Source organism: Methylomarinum sp. Ch1-1 (genome assembly GCF_030717995.2).
Taxonomy (GTDB): Bacteria; Pseudomonadota; Gammaproteobacteria; order Methylococcales; family Methylomonadaceae; genus Methylomarinum; species Methylomarinum roseum.
The window spans coordinates 36,491-51,882 of sequence record NZ_CP157744.1; the positions used below are offsets into that span (position 1 = coordinate 36,491).

General features: G+C 43.6%; 22 protein-coding genes and 1 pseudogene. 20 read left to right on the top strand and 3 right to left on the bottom strand.

Annotated elements, in window-relative coordinates; genetic code table 11:
• Positions 1-212 precede the first annotated feature (212 nt).
• The 20 genes and pseudogenes from Q9L42_RS20280 (at position 213) to Q9L42_RS20365 (ending at position 11,948) form a co-directional block, all read left to right on the top strand.
• Complete coding sequence (locus tag Q9L42_RS20280; protein ID WP_349432786.1) at positions 213-698, top strand: helix-turn-helix domain-containing protein; 486 nt, start codon at positions 213-215, stop codon at positions 696-698.
• A complete protein-coding gene (locus Q9L42_RS20285) occupies positions 695-1,213 on the top strand; it encodes an IS630 family transposase (RefSeq protein WP_349432785.1) in 519 nt (172 codons plus the stop codon). Before Q9L42_RS20280 ends, Q9L42_RS20285 begins: the two co-directional genes overlap by 4 nt.
• A 214-nt stretch (positions 1,214-1,427) precedes the next feature.
• Positions 1,428-2,315, top strand: a complete 888-nt coding sequence (locus Q9L42_RS20290) for a hypothetical protein (protein ID WP_305910494.1) — start codon at positions 1,428-1,430, stop codon at positions 2,313-2,315.
• A 169-nt stretch (positions 2,316-2,484) separates the two neighbouring features.
• Positions 2,485-2,904, top strand: coding sequence for a hypothetical protein (locus Q9L42_RS20295; protein ID WP_349432788.1), 420 nt, complete (start codon positions 2,485-2,487; stop codon positions 2,902-2,904).
• A 136-nt stretch (positions 2,905-3,040) separates the two neighbouring features.
• Positions 3,041-3,349, top strand: coding sequence for an HU family DNA-binding protein (locus Q9L42_RS20300; RefSeq protein ID WP_305910496.1), 309 nt, complete (start codon positions 3,041-3,043; stop codon positions 3,347-3,349).
• A gap of 198 nt (positions 3,350-3,547) precedes the next feature.
• Entirely contained in the window at positions 3,548-3,757 is a 210-nt protein-coding gene (locus Q9L42_RS20305; RefSeq protein ID WP_349432789.1) for a hypothetical protein, read from the top strand.
• 31 nt (positions 3,758-3,788) lie between these two features.
• Positions 3,789-4,646 (top strand): DUF4326 domain-containing protein, encoded by an 858-nt coding sequence (locus tag Q9L42_RS20310; RefSeq protein ID WP_305910498.1) that lies wholly within the window; start codon positions 3,789-3,791, stop codon positions 4,644-4,646.
• A 302-nt stretch (positions 4,647-4,948) separates the two neighbouring features.
• Entirely contained in the window at positions 4,949-6,022 is a 1,074-nt protein-coding gene (locus Q9L42_RS20315; protein ID WP_305910499.1) for a DUF5131 family protein, read from the top strand.
• Positions 6,023-6,025: 3 nt separating this feature from the next.
• Positions 6,026-6,259: a DUF7220 family protein gene (locus Q9L42_RS21595; RefSeq protein ID WP_432648912.1), complete on the top strand. Its 234-nt coding sequence runs from the start codon at positions 6,026-6,028 to the stop codon at positions 6,257-6,259.
• 10 nt (positions 6,260-6,269) lie between these two features.
• Positions 6,270-6,587 carry a MarR family transcriptional regulator gene (locus tag Q9L42_RS20320; protein ID WP_305910500.1) on the top strand — a complete coding sequence of 106 codons (318 nt, stop codon included), beginning with the start codon at positions 6,270-6,272 and terminating at the stop codon, positions 6,585-6,587.
• A 51-nt stretch (positions 6,588-6,638) separates the two neighbouring features.
• On the top strand, positions 6,639-6,887 hold the full coding sequence (locus Q9L42_RS20325) for a hypothetical protein (RefSeq protein WP_349432790.1): 249 nt from the start codon (positions 6,639-6,641) through the stop codon (positions 6,885-6,887).
• A 26-nt stretch (positions 6,888-6,913) separates the two neighbouring features.
• Positions 6,914-7,117: a hypothetical protein gene (locus Q9L42_RS20330; protein WP_305910501.1), complete on the top strand. Its 204-nt coding sequence runs from the start codon at positions 6,914-6,916 to the stop codon at positions 7,115-7,117.
• Positions 7,118-7,129: 12 nt separating this feature from the next.
• Entirely contained in the window at positions 7,130-7,651 is a 522-nt protein-coding gene (locus tag Q9L42_RS20335) for a DUF5710 domain-containing protein (protein ID WP_305910502.1), read from the top strand.
• Between the two features lie 87 nt (positions 7,652-7,738).
• Positions 7,739-8,653, top strand: coding sequence for a recombination-associated protein RdgC (locus Q9L42_RS20340; RefSeq protein WP_305910503.1), 915 nt, complete (start codon positions 7,739-7,741; stop codon positions 8,651-8,653).
• Between the two features lie 286 nt (positions 8,654-8,939).
• Positions 8,940-9,032, top strand: a complete 93-nt coding sequence (locus Q9L42_RS21600; protein ID WP_432648913.1) for a helix-turn-helix domain-containing protein — start codon at positions 8,940-8,942, stop codon at positions 9,030-9,032.
• A 79-nt stretch (positions 9,033-9,111) separates the two neighbouring features.
• Positions 9,112-9,348 (top strand): hypothetical protein, encoded by a 237-nt coding sequence (locus Q9L42_RS20345; RefSeq protein ID WP_305910504.1) that lies wholly within the window; start codon positions 9,112-9,114, stop codon positions 9,346-9,348.
• A 70-nt stretch (positions 9,349-9,418) separates the two neighbouring features.
• Positions 9,419-9,760, top strand: a pseudogene (locus Q9L42_RS21605) (zinc ribbon domain-containing protein).
• Between the two features lie 246 nt (positions 9,761-10,006).
• The gene (locus Q9L42_RS20355) at positions 10,007-10,186 is read left to right on the top strand and encodes a hypothetical protein (protein ID WP_305910506.1); all 180 of its coding nucleotides are present in this window, start codon (positions 10,007-10,009) and stop codon (positions 10,184-10,186) included.
• Positions 10,187-10,312: 126 nt separating this feature from the next.
• Positions 10,313-10,600, top strand: coding sequence for a hypothetical protein (locus Q9L42_RS20360; protein WP_305910507.1), 288 nt, complete (start codon positions 10,313-10,315; stop codon positions 10,598-10,600).
• A gap of 697 nt (positions 10,601-11,297) precedes the next feature.
• The gene (locus tag Q9L42_RS20365) at positions 11,298-11,948 is read left to right on the top strand and encodes a hypothetical protein (protein WP_305910508.1); all 651 of its coding nucleotides are present in this window, start codon (positions 11,298-11,300) and stop codon (positions 11,946-11,948) included.
• A gap of 98 nt (positions 11,949-12,046) precedes the next feature.
• Here Q9L42_RS20365 and Q9L42_RS20370 read toward each other — a convergent pair whose 3' ends face one another.
• The 3 genes from Q9L42_RS20370 to Q9L42_RS20380 all read right to left on the bottom strand — a co-directional run bounded on the left by Q9L42_RS20370 (position 12,047) and on the right by Q9L42_RS20380 (position 15,388).
• Positions 12,047-13,843 (bottom strand): phosphoadenosine phosphosulfate reductase family protein, encoded by a 1,797-nt coding sequence (locus Q9L42_RS20370; protein WP_349432792.1) that lies wholly within the window; start codon positions 13,841-13,843, stop codon positions 12,047-12,049.
• A 74-nt stretch (positions 13,844-13,917) separates the two neighbouring features.
• Positions 13,918-14,985 carry a hypothetical protein gene (locus Q9L42_RS20375; RefSeq protein WP_305910511.1) on the bottom strand — a complete coding sequence of 356 codons (1,068 nt, stop codon included), beginning with the start codon at positions 14,983-14,985 and terminating at the stop codon, positions 13,918-13,920.
• A gap of 91 nt (positions 14,986-15,076) precedes the next feature.
• A complete protein-coding gene (locus Q9L42_RS20380) occupies positions 15,077-15,388 on the bottom strand; it encodes a hypothetical protein (protein WP_305910512.1) in 312 nt (103 codons plus the stop codon).
• Positions 15,389-15,392: the final 4 nt, after the last annotated feature.

Below are 15,392 nucleotides of genomic sequence, written 5' to 3' on the forward strand. Positions count from 1 at the left end.
GGTTAGAACTATCGTTGTTTGTAGATAATTGCAGACTGCATTCTTTCGTCCAATTGACGCCAAGCAGCAAAGCGAAATTAGAATTCTCGCCCCATACGATAAACTATCACATACTGATTTCATATGTGCCGTTGAATTTCTAAAGATAAGTGTTCCGAAAGAAGTTTAGTTGCGTTAGAATATGGCTTTTTGTCACGGAGAACTTAAACGATATGCCGATACGCGTGATCATAGAACTGACAGAGACAGAACGTGAAACGTTGGATGACATTATTAAAAAAGGTCATGATTGGCGGGAACGAGATCGGGCAATGACCATTAAATTACTCAGTCAAGGTCTGACGGTTTCAGAGGTTGCCAAACAACAGGGCTATCATGAAGAAACGATCCGTAGACGCCGTCGGCTTTGGAAAAAGAAGGGCTTTTGCAGTTTACCGGACCAACCACGTAGCGGTGCACCGAATAAACTAACGGATGAAGAGCGGCAGTTGTTAAAAACCTGGGTTGAACAAGAGGCCTTAACGTCACGCGCCCTGTTGAGCCGACTGGAAGAACGCGGCGCAGCGGATATCTGTGATAAAACCTTGCATAACGAATTGAAACGAATGGGTTTCATTTGGAAACGCACACGGTATAGTTTAAAAAAAAACGCGATCCCGAAAGGTTCGAACAAGCCCGACAGGACATTGAGCAATTGATCGAACGGGCTCGACAGGGAGAGGTTGAGCTAGCCTATGTGGATGAAGCCGGGTTTGCCGCGCAACCGCCTAACCGTTCAGCCTGGACAGCACAAGGGGAAACGCATTGTGTCACCGCAAAACGGGGGCAACGCTTAAATCTTATAGGTGCTATGTTGTCATCGGGAAAATTGGTGTTAGCTAAACTATGGCGAAGCGTAAACGGATTGTTTTTCTTCGCATTTTTGATGGCGCTGATAGAAGGCATTCGAAAACCGCTCGTAGTGATTTTAGACAATGCCTCTATTCACACGAGTAAAAAACTAGAACCTTATTGGCAATTGTTGAAAGAAAAAGGTATGCAGTTTTATTTTTTGCCGCCGTACTCACCCGAATTGAATCGGATTGAAATGCTATGGCGTAAAATGAAATATGAATGGTTGCCGTTTAAACAAATGGAGCCAAATGAGCTTGAAGAGGAGATTGGTAAAATCAGAAATGGATTTGGCAATGAATACAATCTTACTTTTTTCTAGGCACTTATCACTTCATAATGAATTATGGTCGCAAGAGAAGGTAGCCAATTGGATAGCTTTTAAAAAGACATAGCAGTATTACAATTAAATTTTCTTTCATGTATAACCGGTATTTTAGCTAATAGGTGCAGCAAGGTTTATAAGCACAATGCTTTATTTGAAAATAGAATCTATTAAATTATAATAGATATTATGCCCTTTTCTGGAGTCGGTTATGCAGGAATTAATTGGTGAGTTAGGCGTTGATTTGGTTAATGCACTAGATCGCCTAAAACAATCACAAGAAGTCTTTTGCAAGCGTCTTATTGGCGAACAAGATTATCCTATTTGGTTACAACAGCTTTCCGAGGAGCCCCGTGAAGCAGTTGCTCAATTATTATGTGATTGGGAGTATCATGATGGCGATGAACCAGGTAAAACGAATCAAACTATCGGTTTGATCGGATGTTCGCCCGATGCTTTAGATGCATTGGACGAACTTAATCAAGCTCGAAAAAATGTTCATAATGTTTTACTGGCGATTGATCGCTTAGAAGCTGATCAACTTCCAAATTATAAGCAAATCCCGCGGGCATTAAGCAAAGAAGCCCTGACTCGTTTAGGCTATGCTAGGTTCAATCGTCGCCAAACATGCAGGCAGTTGGTTCAGGTGTCGGCCGAGAAGCATATCTTAGCGGCCAGCTTCTTTTGGAATTGCTACACCAAGACCGTTAAAATCACTATTGATCAGGCCCGGCAATTATTGGAACAATTGGTGTCTGGCGAAGGTATGCGCGCGGCCGAGGCGCAAATGGATTTAGAAAAACTGGCGAATCTTTCTCCAAAAGAAATGCTTGTTCGGGTTTATCCAGAAAGTCTTCATCAACGCGTAACATTAAGCTATATAAAGGACCTCTCTGATCAAGATGTCAAAACGGCCCAATATATGGCCCATAGTCCAATCTTCTACCCGGCGGCGCCGAATCAAGCATTGCCGGAGATCCGGCCTTTACCTGCTGGTCCAACTCGACGCTTAAGGAGGCGTAAAACGTCTTATGAGGATATGCCTTATTTATTTTCTATTAAGGCTCATCGTGTGCGTAACAGCATTCGCGGCATATGACTGAAGTCTTTTGTAAACATTAGAATAGAGGGGCTTGCTTTAATACTCGCATATAATGTGGTAGGATAATGCTTGAAAAATTATGTGGTTTGGCTTGCACAATCCTGCCGTCCTAACTAATTCTATAACCATTAAATTATTGGTAATTAATTCAAGCCATCTTATTCTTATGCTGGATATAGCACGTCACTCAGTCAATTCTACTCAATCCAATACTTTTTTTCGTATTGCCTGTCATCAAGCCGCATTTTTACTTTTCGGCAAGAAGGTTGAAATCGACCAGTTAAATCGATTGCTTGTGTTGGCAAAGGCTAATCGCGAAGAATTATTGCATGATATCGCCAACAAACATGGTATGACTTTACCGGGGCATATTTATTTGCATTCGAATTGCGATGACTTTGTCCGTGATTTTGAGCGAATCATTGCTGAATTTACCAGTGTGCTAGAAAAAGAAATTGGTATTGCTGTTTCTTATGCAAAAGAGAACGCTGAATTAACGCTGCATAAGGCTCAAAGCGAAAATTATTACATGCCCAAACATCGTTGCGAACAATTGCAGAATATTATTGCTGCCGTTAACGCCTAACTCAAGTAGTGCAGACACATGATCTTCTGTCGTCCACTTATGTTTAGCTTATCAAAGCTTAAGTTTTGATTTAAACTAAACCCAGGCTTTTTAAAAAAGTCTTTTCATCACTTGTTTTTTCACAGGAGCTTCTTCCATGAGCGACATCCGTAAAAAAGACGACTTAGTTGTAGCCGTTCAAAATGTTTTGGCCTCACAGAACCTGCCTCGCAACTTACCAAAATCTGCAATCAATGAAACCATTCAGGCGGTTTTTGAGACCATTGCCAATACGTTGGGAAAAGGCGAGCGCGCATATATCCATGGATTTGGCACTTTTGAGCCCACGGCGCGCGAGGAGCGCCAAGGTCGAAATCCAGCCACAGGTGAAGAAATCACAATTCCTGCCAGTCGCTCATGTCGATTCAAACCCAGTGAAACCTTAAAAAAAGCGTTAAACGGTTAATCACTAATTTTAATATCAATGATTTGCTTGTTCGGTGAGTCATTGATTTTTTATATAAGGGGTCCAATGACAAACAACCAAAACAATCTCGACACCTTGAAAACTGCATTTGCTTATAAGGCTATCCAGCAGCCTATTTCCTGCAAATACTTCAGCAGATGAACTCTCTAGCCGACCAACCATCAGGAGTGTCTCAAAATGTCTAAAACTGTGAAAATAAAACGCGGTGTAACCGTGCAAACTGATTTTGGTGTCGGGCCGGTTGTAGCCATTACAAAAGACTGGCTGATCCATTTGGATGAAAAGGGCCGCGAGATCTGCGTTTATATTCCGGATCACACGATTAGTGTGCCTGCCGATATCGACTCAATGGATGTCCCTGATAATGAATTGGAGTTAAGCTGTTAAAACAATATCTATCCAATCAATACAGTATCCAATGAAAGTTCTTAATAAAAAACATTACCCGAAGATTTCATCTGATGATATTTATATTGGCCGAGGCTCTCAACTAGGCAACCCCCACCAAATAGGACCGGACGGCGATCGTGACACGGTATTGGCGAGGTATGAACACTGGCTAAACGAGCAAATTGACAGCCGCAATCCGATTGTTATGAGTGCCTTGCTAAGTCTGCATGAGGACTCTCAACTATTGTGTTATTGCGCGCCATCCCCTTGTCACGGCGAGATTATCGATAGAATATGGCAGGAACGTATTAAGCCAATTCTGGATTCTCCTGAACGGAATCTGGCTTATGCCGGGATCGGTGCCCGGGCCACAGCAGATCCAACTCTGCGATTCATGCAAGCATTGGCCGGCCGGCTTGATGAATTAGGTTTTACACTGCGTAGCGGTGGCGCCGACGGCGCTGACAGCGCGTTTAATAAAGGCGCTTCGAACGCTGAAGTCTTCTTGCCATGGCCTGGCTTTAATAAGCAGAAAAGCGTTTATGACTCCCCCTCGCTTGAGGCATACCGGCTTGCCGCTTATTTTCATCCAGCATGGAAACGATTAAAGCCATCTGTCCAAAGTCTTATGGCTCGCAACTGCCATCAAGTGTTAGGCGCAAACTTACGATCGCCCAGTGATTTTGTGGTGTGCTGGACCTTAGACGGCGCCGAAACCCGTCAATCTCGAACCCAAGCGACCGGCGGGACTGGATTGGCTATTGCCTTGGCGGATAGTTGTCGCATCCCGGTTTTTAACCTTAAGAATCCGGATGCCATGGCACGCCTAAAGACGCACATCGAGTCGCATCCGGAATATCATCCCAAGCAAACTTTAGGAGGTTGATCGCTGCCTATATATTAATGTGGTATCATATATATTATTATTGACAGCATGGCCGTTAATTCGGATAATACAGTAAAACCTGTTAATTGTTTGAGTGGTTGGCAATTGACATCGGCAGTGATTTGACGCGCTGCGCATCGCATCAAAGGGCGAACAAAGTAGATGGGCCAGACTGCGCAACCAAAAGAATACACACGGAGATTCAGTTTCAACGGTTAAACCCTGCCGCCTTGCTTATGCGGAAGTCAGTACTTAGCAGTCCAAACAGGACCGCCAATTGTTTAACGAAGGTCAAGAAAAATATGAGTGACAACACAAAAATTGAATGGTCTGACGCCACTTGGAATCCAGCAACAGGATGCTCAAAAGTATCCGAAGCATGCCGGAACTGTTATGCCTTAAGAGATTGGGTGCGCATGGCCGCGAATCAAAATTCCGTTTACTACGATCGTCAATTTACAGATGTAATGTGCCACCCTGAAAGATTGGATCAGCCTATTCGCTGGCAAAAGCCGCGTATGATCTTTGTTAACAGCATGTCCGATCTCTTTCATGAGGCGGTTCCGGACGAATTTATCGATCAGGTTTTTGCTGTCATGGCTATCGCGAATCAACATGTTTTTCAGATACTCACCAAGCGTCCTCTGCGCATGCGCGAGTATCTGACAAAACGGGCGGCCGGCGGTCGTTATATATGGCAAGCCGGCCAACAAATCAAAATGTCTCGAGGTCGAAGCAAGCCGGAAACCTCCTGGCCATTGCCTAATGTATGGCTCGGCGTCAGCATTGAGAATCAGCAGGCAGCCGATGAGCGTATTCCGTTACTCTTGTCGACGCCAGCCGCGGTTCGCTGGATTAGTGCTGAGCCCTTGCTTGGGCAGCTTGATTTAACCACTATCAGCGTCATTGACGGTGACCCATATTTTATCAATGCCTTACGCGGCGAGATGAGAATTACTGAATCAGCATCCCATGATCTTTCACCGGTTGAGTTTTTGAATAAATTGGATTGGGTGGTAGTCGGAGGGGAGTCTGGAGAAAATGCAAGGCCGATGCATCCTGACTGGGTGAGATCGATTAAAGATCAGTGCAACGCGGCGAATATTCCGTTTCTTTTTAAACAGTGGGGCGAGTTTACAGAAATTGATGGGCCAGTTTGTCGCGGATCATTTTCAAGAAATCGAGAGCCTGGTGATTTTTACATGGATAGTGACGGAACAATTATACCGTTTAATGATGACCTCTCTAAACAAGGTGGTTCTAACTTTCGTAGCGCATGGACAACATCAATTATGCGCCGAGTTGGAAAAAAATCAGCAGGACGCTTGCTTGATGGCAAGTTCTATGACAATTATCCGGACGCCCAAATAAATTAAATTATTACGGAAAGCCGAAAAGATAGTTTTATTGAATCACTTGCGGATTTGGTTATTGGTTACCTTATTAGTTTATTGTTTCAATTGACAATCTTTTATTTTTATCAAGAAATTGATCTTCCCCAGCGAGACAACATGACAATCACCCTCTGGTTTACTATGTTGTCGCTGGGACGAAGTTACCTGGTTCGCCGTTACTTTAATCGAAAAGCCATGCTAGCTTCAATGAAATTATAAGGAAATCCTGATGACACTTACCTTAAAATCCAATGCTCGAACACAATCTATTTTAGTGGCTTTAAAAGAGTGCTGCCGTCAATCCGTTGAGAAGCATGCCATGCTAAAAGCCTCCTATTTATCCCATGGTGATGCTGCAGCTGCCAATTTAGGCGCTTTTGTTCCCGAAATTTCTGAGCGAACCGGTATTCATCCGGACGCTTGCAGTCGATTGCTTAAAAAATTAGAAGCAGAGAAAAAAGCCATTTGTAAATCCACATCGGGCGGATCTACTCGCTGGTGGCCAGTTGGGTTTGCTCAAGAAATGCTGTGCTCGCCTGCAGCATGATTATTTTAAAATAAGGCAAAACTGAAAAATTAATATTGGAGAGGAGAGGATATGAAGTATGACGTAGGCGAAGTTTTTGTGCCTGGACAAGTATGGGTCACTTCTCGGGGCGGCCTTTGGAAAATATTGCGATATGAATACCGTAATAATGAAAAATTCGTATTGATGAGAGCTGGTGAAGAGGGGAGAGGACGTAAACAATATAGACCATGGGACAAAGTGGATGGCTGGAGTATCTGGATTCATGCCGACGGTACGCCAACAGCGAATTGTGTAGCGAATCGCGAATCATATAAATAGTGATTCGATTTACTAGTGAGGCAACAATGACGGACAATCAAGAATTTAAAAACGGTCTCGAACGCTTTTTAAATAAAGTCGAACTGAAAAAACAGGCTTTTAGAGAAGCTTGGATGAGAGAACACAAGAAAAACCCTAAGCATTTTCCGCTTGATATGCCAGATGGAAACGAAGGTTTGTGGTACGAATTTTTTTACAACTTCTTACTTCAGGAAGGCGACACACTTTAACAGGAGCTTGTGATGACCACTAAAATTCGTAACCAAATTGTCTTAACGTCTGCCACTCATTACTTGGTTGACTCTCCCTGGCGATCGGTAGATACCCGTGTCTTTGTTGTTGCTGAAGGGGCTTGCAACGACAAGACCTTTGGCGCCATATTAAGCAATGATCCAGGCCTGCATTCGTCAGCGGATTTGTTTTCAGAAGAGCATATCCATTTCGACAAGGCAGAGTACCAATCGATTCGACGCGCACTAAAAAAAGCCAATGAGCAAAATAAGGTGATAGATCGTCGTGGTGAATCCGTATCCGGTTATCACCCCAACCTGTATGAAAAACTGTACCGTCAGTTAGAAGAAAAATATTTGGGTCAAAAAGTATATCTGAATGTCTCATTTGAAGAAAAAGAGGCTGTGAAAGCACTGGGAGCCTGCTGGGATGGAGGTGCTCGACGATGGTTTGTTATGAGTAAGTCAGCCAACTTTGATCAGTTAACGAATTGGCTACCTGAAGAGTTCTGTAATCTTTTATCTTTGGCGTGAAGCGTTTAGTGTAAAAAACGGCTATCGTCGTTAATCATTTTTAAAATATATGTTGTAATATATTTATTTAAAAAATAGGAAAAATCAATGTTTAAAAATATTGTTGCATTTTCAGCTGACAAGGATTTGGGGGTAACCTCTGAAGTCCTTAATGAAAAATTAGCGGAGCACCCTTTTCGCGAGTGTGGTGCAATCGAGCCATCATCATCAGGCTGGGTAAAGCCATTGGGCAAAATTGGCGAGCTGACCCACGCTATTAACGGGTATATTTTGTTTACCTTGCGAACCGATGAAAAAATCCTACCGACATCTGTAGTGAACGATATGCTAGCAGAAAAAGTTGAGGAGACCGAAGAGAAGGAAAATCGAAAATTATCTCGTAAGGAAAAGCAGTCGATGAAAGATGAAATTACCTTGGCATTGTTGCCCAAGGCCTTTGTCAAAACATCTCGAACGCATGTCTATATTGATGTTCGCAAAAATATCATCGTAGTGAATGCCTCCAGCGCCAGCCGGGCCGAAGAGCTGATCAGTTATTTGCGTAAAACATTGGGTAGCTTACCGGTAACACCATTGCGGGTAAATGACACGCCGGAAGTCGTTATGACCAATTGGCTGCGGAGCAAAACACATCCAAACAACTTTATGATTGGTGAAGACTGTGATCTTAAAGATATGGCGGAAGAGGGTGGCACCGTAAAAATTAAGGGGCTGGACCTGTTCTCAGAGCAGGTAGAAAATCACTTGGAAACCGGCAAACAAGTGAACAAGCTTGCACTTACCTGGAAGGACTCGATTGATCTCATAATTAACGACCATTTGGAGTTAAAACGAATTAAGTTGCTCGACACCTTGTCAGATCAGGCTTATGAAGCCAAAGATAATGCCGGTAATGCCGCGGCAGAATTTGATGCGGACTTCTCTATTTTTTCAAACGCGATCAGCGAGCTTCTCGATGCGGTTGCCGAGGCATTCGGCGGAATGGTTAAGGCTGCAGCATAAAAGTTCAGTGTCATTCCAGAGCCCGGTAATCCTGCCGGTCAAAAAAACCATGCCGACAGCATGTCGGCATGGACACCAGGCGTTTAATGAGCGCATCGCAATCTGACCTGATTCTTTGAAGATAAGCACGGATGCTTATCGACCCGCCGGTGACGTTGCGTGTTCTGGTTAAAATCTTTCAAATAGACCGATTTTTAACGGAACCCAGAGCACTCAAGGCATGGAGCCAATTGAATTCGCGTAAACACTTAATTTGCATGCGTTAATGTGATTTAATAGTTACATAATACAACAGAGATCGTACAAATTCCGATTTTACCCGACTCGCAATCAAATCGAACAGTTGAGTCGTGAACATGGTGCTTGTCGGCTTGATTAACTCGTTGGGCAATTCTGGAGGATAACGGGCAAGCGTAGCGGCGCGAGGTACGAGCGTCCGAATTAAATAGGAGTATAAAATGAGATTGACGCGGCGACAATTGCAAACAGCACTCAATAGACTGGCAAAGGCAAACTCCGAAGCGCAACGGCAGCGCGCACTGATTTATGACCACTGCGTGGAGGTTTACGGCGCAGGCCCTGGCGACCTGGACAATGACGCATTCATTGACGCTGTGGACGGTGGATGCGGTGAGGCGCATGGCATGACGGTCGATGAGTTTGAGCGATCGATGAAAGACTGTTCGGAGCGCTAACGCCCCGCATAACCGGGCGGCGGTAGCCACCATCAACATTTTGTGTCTGGAAGTCCTGAATGTGGCCGGAATGCTGAAAAACCGCCGGCTGGCCCGGGCCATCGCCGATGTCGGCTTGCACAAACTAAAAACGTACCTTGAGCACAAAGCGCAATGGTATGCGAGAGAGACCCGGGTCATCGATCGCTGGTTTCCCTCGACAAAAACCTGTTCGGCGTGCTGAAAACAGCACACCATGCCATTGCACAAACGGGTTATGAAATGTGATTGCGGTCTCGAAATGGATCGAGATCAGAATGCTGCCATCAACATTTTGCCGGCTGGGTTAGCCGGATGTGGGCGACAAACTGCTCCTGCGTTTGCTGCATTCGCGGCGTCCTGCCGCTTAGCGACACACCCACAGGCAGCTTAACCGAACGGTTCCTGCCTGTGAGTGAGAGCCTGAGTGGATTGAAGGGATCAGTCTACTAAAGGCGTTAAGTGTTTATTCCAATGTGAGCAGAAAGCGATGGAAAGATAAAAAAAATCCGGAAAACAAGTTTCCGGATTAACGCATCAACAACAAGGAGGCAAGGAGGAAGGGCTAATGAGAAAAAATACTATAAGCATATGATACCAAATTTTAAAAAATAAAGTAACTTTATAAAACAAGAGATTTATGGACACCAAACAGATAGAAAATGAATTTAATGCCGCAATTAACTTTGCGCTTGATGAAGCAGGTTTTGACGGCCTTTTATTTCTTCGATTATGGCGTGAAGGCGCTTGGGATGCAATTGAAAAGGATTTTCCTGAATTTAAGATTTCAGATGCCCTTAAAAACCCTTGGGCACAGTAACACACGCAACCTCGAAGATACTATATTGGCGGCATTAGGTCGACGCGATTAAGTTTTTATGCGAAAAAGCATGATTATTTTAAATTTGATATAATCAAAATATGTTCCCACATTTATAAAATAATCATGTTTAAAGCTGGTGATACAGTAAAGTCAAATCAACCAAATCTCCTTCAAGATTTACGGTTTGTAATTCTAGAAATCGAGTCAGATACACAAACCGCTAGTATCCAGGTAGCCAAAGGGTACGGCACTTTTATAAAGGAAAAGGGGCGTATAGTCGAACAATTACCAGTTTATGATCCTATTCCGCTTTCTGTACTTGCACCAGCAAGAATTGATCTAGACTGGAAAACTGAATGTATCTCTAGGTTTTCAAGAAATCTGAAAATTCTATTTTTAAAAATAATATAATGAACAAGGTTGAATGAAGCGGCGAGATTTTTTAAACTATGTTGTATCATATTCAATTATAATATTTTAAAGGCAATTATGAAAAACTCTATTTTATCTTTTATTATATTTTTTTGCTGGGACTAGATGTCGCGGTGGCCGGCGACTCCACCACTATGGCGCCGCTCGGTGTAACACCTAACTTTCAAACCGGCGGGGTTGATCGATCGGGAAGGGCCTGGGCTGGGTATAAAGGATTGGAAGGACGATCACTTTCGTCTAGTGGAACAAATGGAGCATATTATAATTTATATTGCTGGGCTTATGTCGACTCTAACGGCGTTCCTTTTATAAGATCAAGATCTGTACTCAGAACCGCTAACGCCCAGGATAGCGGATGGAAAAAAGGCGAGCTTACAACAGCAGGGATAAACACCTGCACTGTTACACCAGCAGGTCTATCGGGTTCATATGTTACAAGTAAAAAATGGTGATGTTCTTATAAGATGTTCTCATAAAATGTCTTATGAAATTTTCCGCGTTGCTTGTCGGCATTATCAACGATACAGATTGCCACCCATTGGAGATTACAGGAAGTCGCTCAGCCTCTCCGCACGGATTATCTCATGATTTTTCCACCGCACAATGATGGTAGTTTTTTTCTGCATCTGATCTACGATTCTGCTTTAATACCTTTTTTAGAAAATACTAGATAGTTATGGGTGAAGCCAAAAACAAGGCTAAACGATTTGTGGCCAGTATTCAGAAATTGAACGACCTTGATCTCTCGGACGTTGTATCCGCCATGCAAAAGTTAGCAATAGCTTCTTCGGCACAATTTTGTGGCGATTGCTATGTGCATGCCGGATTGTGCCAAGCCTTACTCAAGGAGCTAGGTGTCGAAACCGAATTATGTGTCGGGTTTGCCGCCTGGCGTGTTGGAGAGGGAAACAGCGATGTCATTGTTCATGGGCTAATCCGTGAAAATTCTCCTCAAGCTATCGACTATATGAAGCTCAACGATCCTCGCGCAATTCCTTATCATGCTTGGTTGGAGTGCGGATATTGGCTTATCGATTTTACCACTTACCAATTAGAGGAAAAGGCGGCTCGGCTTGATGCAATGGATGGCGGCCATACTGACGTAGACTGGCAGCCGGATTATCTAATAATTGAGAAAAAATCAATTTCTCAGCTTAAGGATGTGATTCAAACGACAACCGGAACCTATTGGTATGAGCGCGTTATGCCGCTGGAAAAACGCATAAAAGCATTAGCCGGGTCCATTGACCAGGAAGATCTTGAGAATCTAAAATTGATATACGAGCATAAGGATATTCACGTAGTTGGACCGTGCGGAGCAATTTAGAGGGACAATTTAGATTCTTCTTCGTCGAAGATAAACACGGACGCTTATTGACTCGCCGACGACGTGCGGATTGAATCGATCAGCCTACTCATTGTCGATCAGGCCAATACTGGTGACTCATCCTCTTCCTCGTCAAGCATCGAAAATAAATCAATTTGTTCAGTCGTGCCAATATCGGCCGGAGCCAGCTCCTCACTCACTGATGAGTTTTCTTCAGTTTGTTCAACTAATGACAATAAGTACTCTCGCTTGATATTAGGGCCGGCAATACCCATTCGCTCTTTAAAATAAGTCCGTTGGAGAATGTTATCATGGATATTGACTTGCTGAGGAGAGAGCGAAACGACTCCCATTTGGACCCACCAGAGATAACCGCGGGTTAGTCCAACATTATCCTTTGAATTATTGTGCATCTCCATCATGCGATCTATCTCGAATTCAAGTGCGAGATAGGCGCCTTCCAAATCCACATCAAAAGTGGATTCAGTTTCTACATCCATGACAATCTTACCGTTTTTCAGGGTTCGCGTCCCCATACAGCCGCCGGCACTATCCGGATCATTAACCATCTCCAAGATAGGATTACGTAAACCCAATATTGACCCATATTGTTGATCCCAATATTTGCCGACATACAAATAACGGCTCGCCGGCATTGGTGATCTGGGATATTCTGGGATTTCCGGAACTGCATAGCGTATGCCGTTTTCAACGATATCGATATATTCTTTAATCGCTTGAAAAGGTTTATGCATTCCTTGCAAGCTCCATAAGCAGTCAATCGCGACCAAAGCCTGGATTGATACTAATTCAAGCCGCGGACCGCTTAACCCGGCTTTATAGGAAGACTCTCGTTCGTCGGCATCGATACTTAATGCGTATCGTAATAGCTCAAGACACATAGCCGGTGAATAGACATCAGGCCGAATGGCAATCATGCCGTCATCGTCGATGGTCCGGCCGATGCATTGTCGTCGCCCAAAATCCCATTGAGTATTGACGATGAACTCACGTAGTTTATTCGCGCCAGCCATATATCCATAGCGTTTAGGATCGCCTTCAAGCATCGCCGTTAAAGATTTATCGTTTTTTACAGCAACACAAGTAACACATCCAGTTCTAGCGCCACAGCTATCCCCGCGAGCTTTTTTCGCGCCTTCCGTAATTGCATCAGAAACAACGGCACAACTAGTACCTCCGCTATCCGCATATATTCTTCGCAGATCCTCGAAATCAGAATAAGATGGTTGTAGTCCGGAACGAACCAAACCAATCCACTCCCAAACGTCATCCGTATCCCAGTCCGCGATTGCCGAAAAGACCAGATCGCCGTTTTTATTGCGCACAGGGTATTCATGACTATCCCCTCGCTGGGCCATTTTGATGGAACGCTCGGTTGACTCCGAATAACGCGTGCCCACCAAGGTCACTATTTCTTGTTTAGTTTGATCACCTACCTGTTTCATCAGTTTTTTTCGAAGCCTTGCCATAGGCAAAACTTTCCAATCAACCGCGCAATCATGATTTGATTGAGGAAAGGAGGGTAGAGCCCGGCCACCAATAATGCGAACAGCCCAGGATGCATTCAACGTTGGGCTGGCAACATAATAATCTAGATGAATTCCGTGTTTTCCAGAAAAACCAATGATTTTTTCAGACTCTTGGCGGGCATATACCGTTATTTCAGGATTTTCGACACCGGTATCGCCATTAGTTACAAGAATGTATGGTTCAGCACCTTTTTTCTTTGCTGATGCAGCAGCAGCTAAGGTCAGATCGATCAAAGCCGATGAGTCTTTGCCACCGGACCAGGCAACCGAAACAGGGGTTTCTTGTAAAAAGAGTTCTTCAATTCGCTTAAAGCTGGCGCGGTGCTTTTCATTGTGAAAATTCAATATTTACGCTCCGAATTACTGGGTATCAGGTCGATTAATAGTGACAAATGCATCACGACTTAATGACTTACTAATCAGGCGCTAAGTCGCGAATCCATCTCAAACCCGCTTAGAAAATCTTCAGTCGGCAACTCACTAGGGGAGGTTATAGCGGAGAACATCTCCCCTGTAACCACAGGAATATTTTCTTCGGCGTAATGTTCAGCATGGGCGCCAGCCATTTCAGGCGAGTCGGCGGCGATAGCCACCATAATGGTTTCAAACGGCGTATTGGTGTCCTCATGTGAAAAAATACCGATTTCACATTCATACAGACAGAGAGAGTCATCAGACAATATATCTTCTAAGGCATCTTCCAAATTTAACAAATCAAGCGGTTGATATTGATATTTATGTTTTAGATTCCAAGCGTTCACATAATCCGTCCAATGAAAGGTATCAGGGGCTGCTCGATTAATGACCCGCTCTAGGTAATTCCGCGCTACCAGTGAATCCTTAAAAGCGTCCAATACTTCTGGAATTTCGTAATAAAGCGGCTCCCTTGTTCCAAACACCGCTTTGATTGTTGAGGCAACTGGCTTAATTTGATGTTTTGAATCACCTCGTTCAAATAGTTTTTTTGCGAATTCCTGCCAATCACTATCAGCCTTGTCATCGGAAAGGGTTGCTTCATCATCGAACACGCCTATTTCTAAGCCGGCATAAGAAAGGGAGACCTTGGATTGATTGGTTCGCTCAATACTCAAAAGCTTTGGATTGAATGACAAATATCGCGAAGGCGGATCATAAGGAGCTATTGGATCGCCGGCCTTCTCAGACATCACTGTTTCGTTTTGCTTAGTCGGATGCAGCGTGCCAGCGATAGCACCAAGCCAATATTCCAGGTTTCCTTTTTGTTTGGGAAAGCAATTGAGCATCGCATGCTCACGACTACATGTTCTTACGGAAAGCCATCCTAGCGAATAAGCGGAGTCAGTTTGAAATGATGTGGGTTTGCCATGTAATAACTGATCAGGCTCAACACCTATTGCATTAGCAACTTGATGTATTGTTCCATCACTCCATCCCAGGATCGCAAGCATGGCGTTCAAACGATTATTCGATGAAGCATCTATTTGTAGTTGATGCGGCAATTTAGTCATAGGAATGCCTCTTTTAAAAAAAACTTTTATAATTATATATTACAACATGTTTATATTTGCAATTTAAGTGAAAAATAGCACTTACGAATAACTATCCGCGCATTACTTGGTCAGGTTCATCATCAAGCTCAGGTTGCGATTTCAAGTCTCTCAATCCTTTTTTATATCCCCAGCCTGTCCAATAATTTTCAACTAGCCTCACAATCCGTTCAGCCAATTCTTGGCTATCTTTTTCCAATTCCCTTAACGGAATCTCCTGTTCAAAGTATTGGCGCTCCTTTCTTTTAATGAACACCCACGCTTTATCAACATCAAGCTCTAAACGGACAATCTTGTATTCAGGCTTTAAGTTTTTTACGGCGTCTTGTACCTGAACATAATAAGGAATATATTTTTCACTCATATAA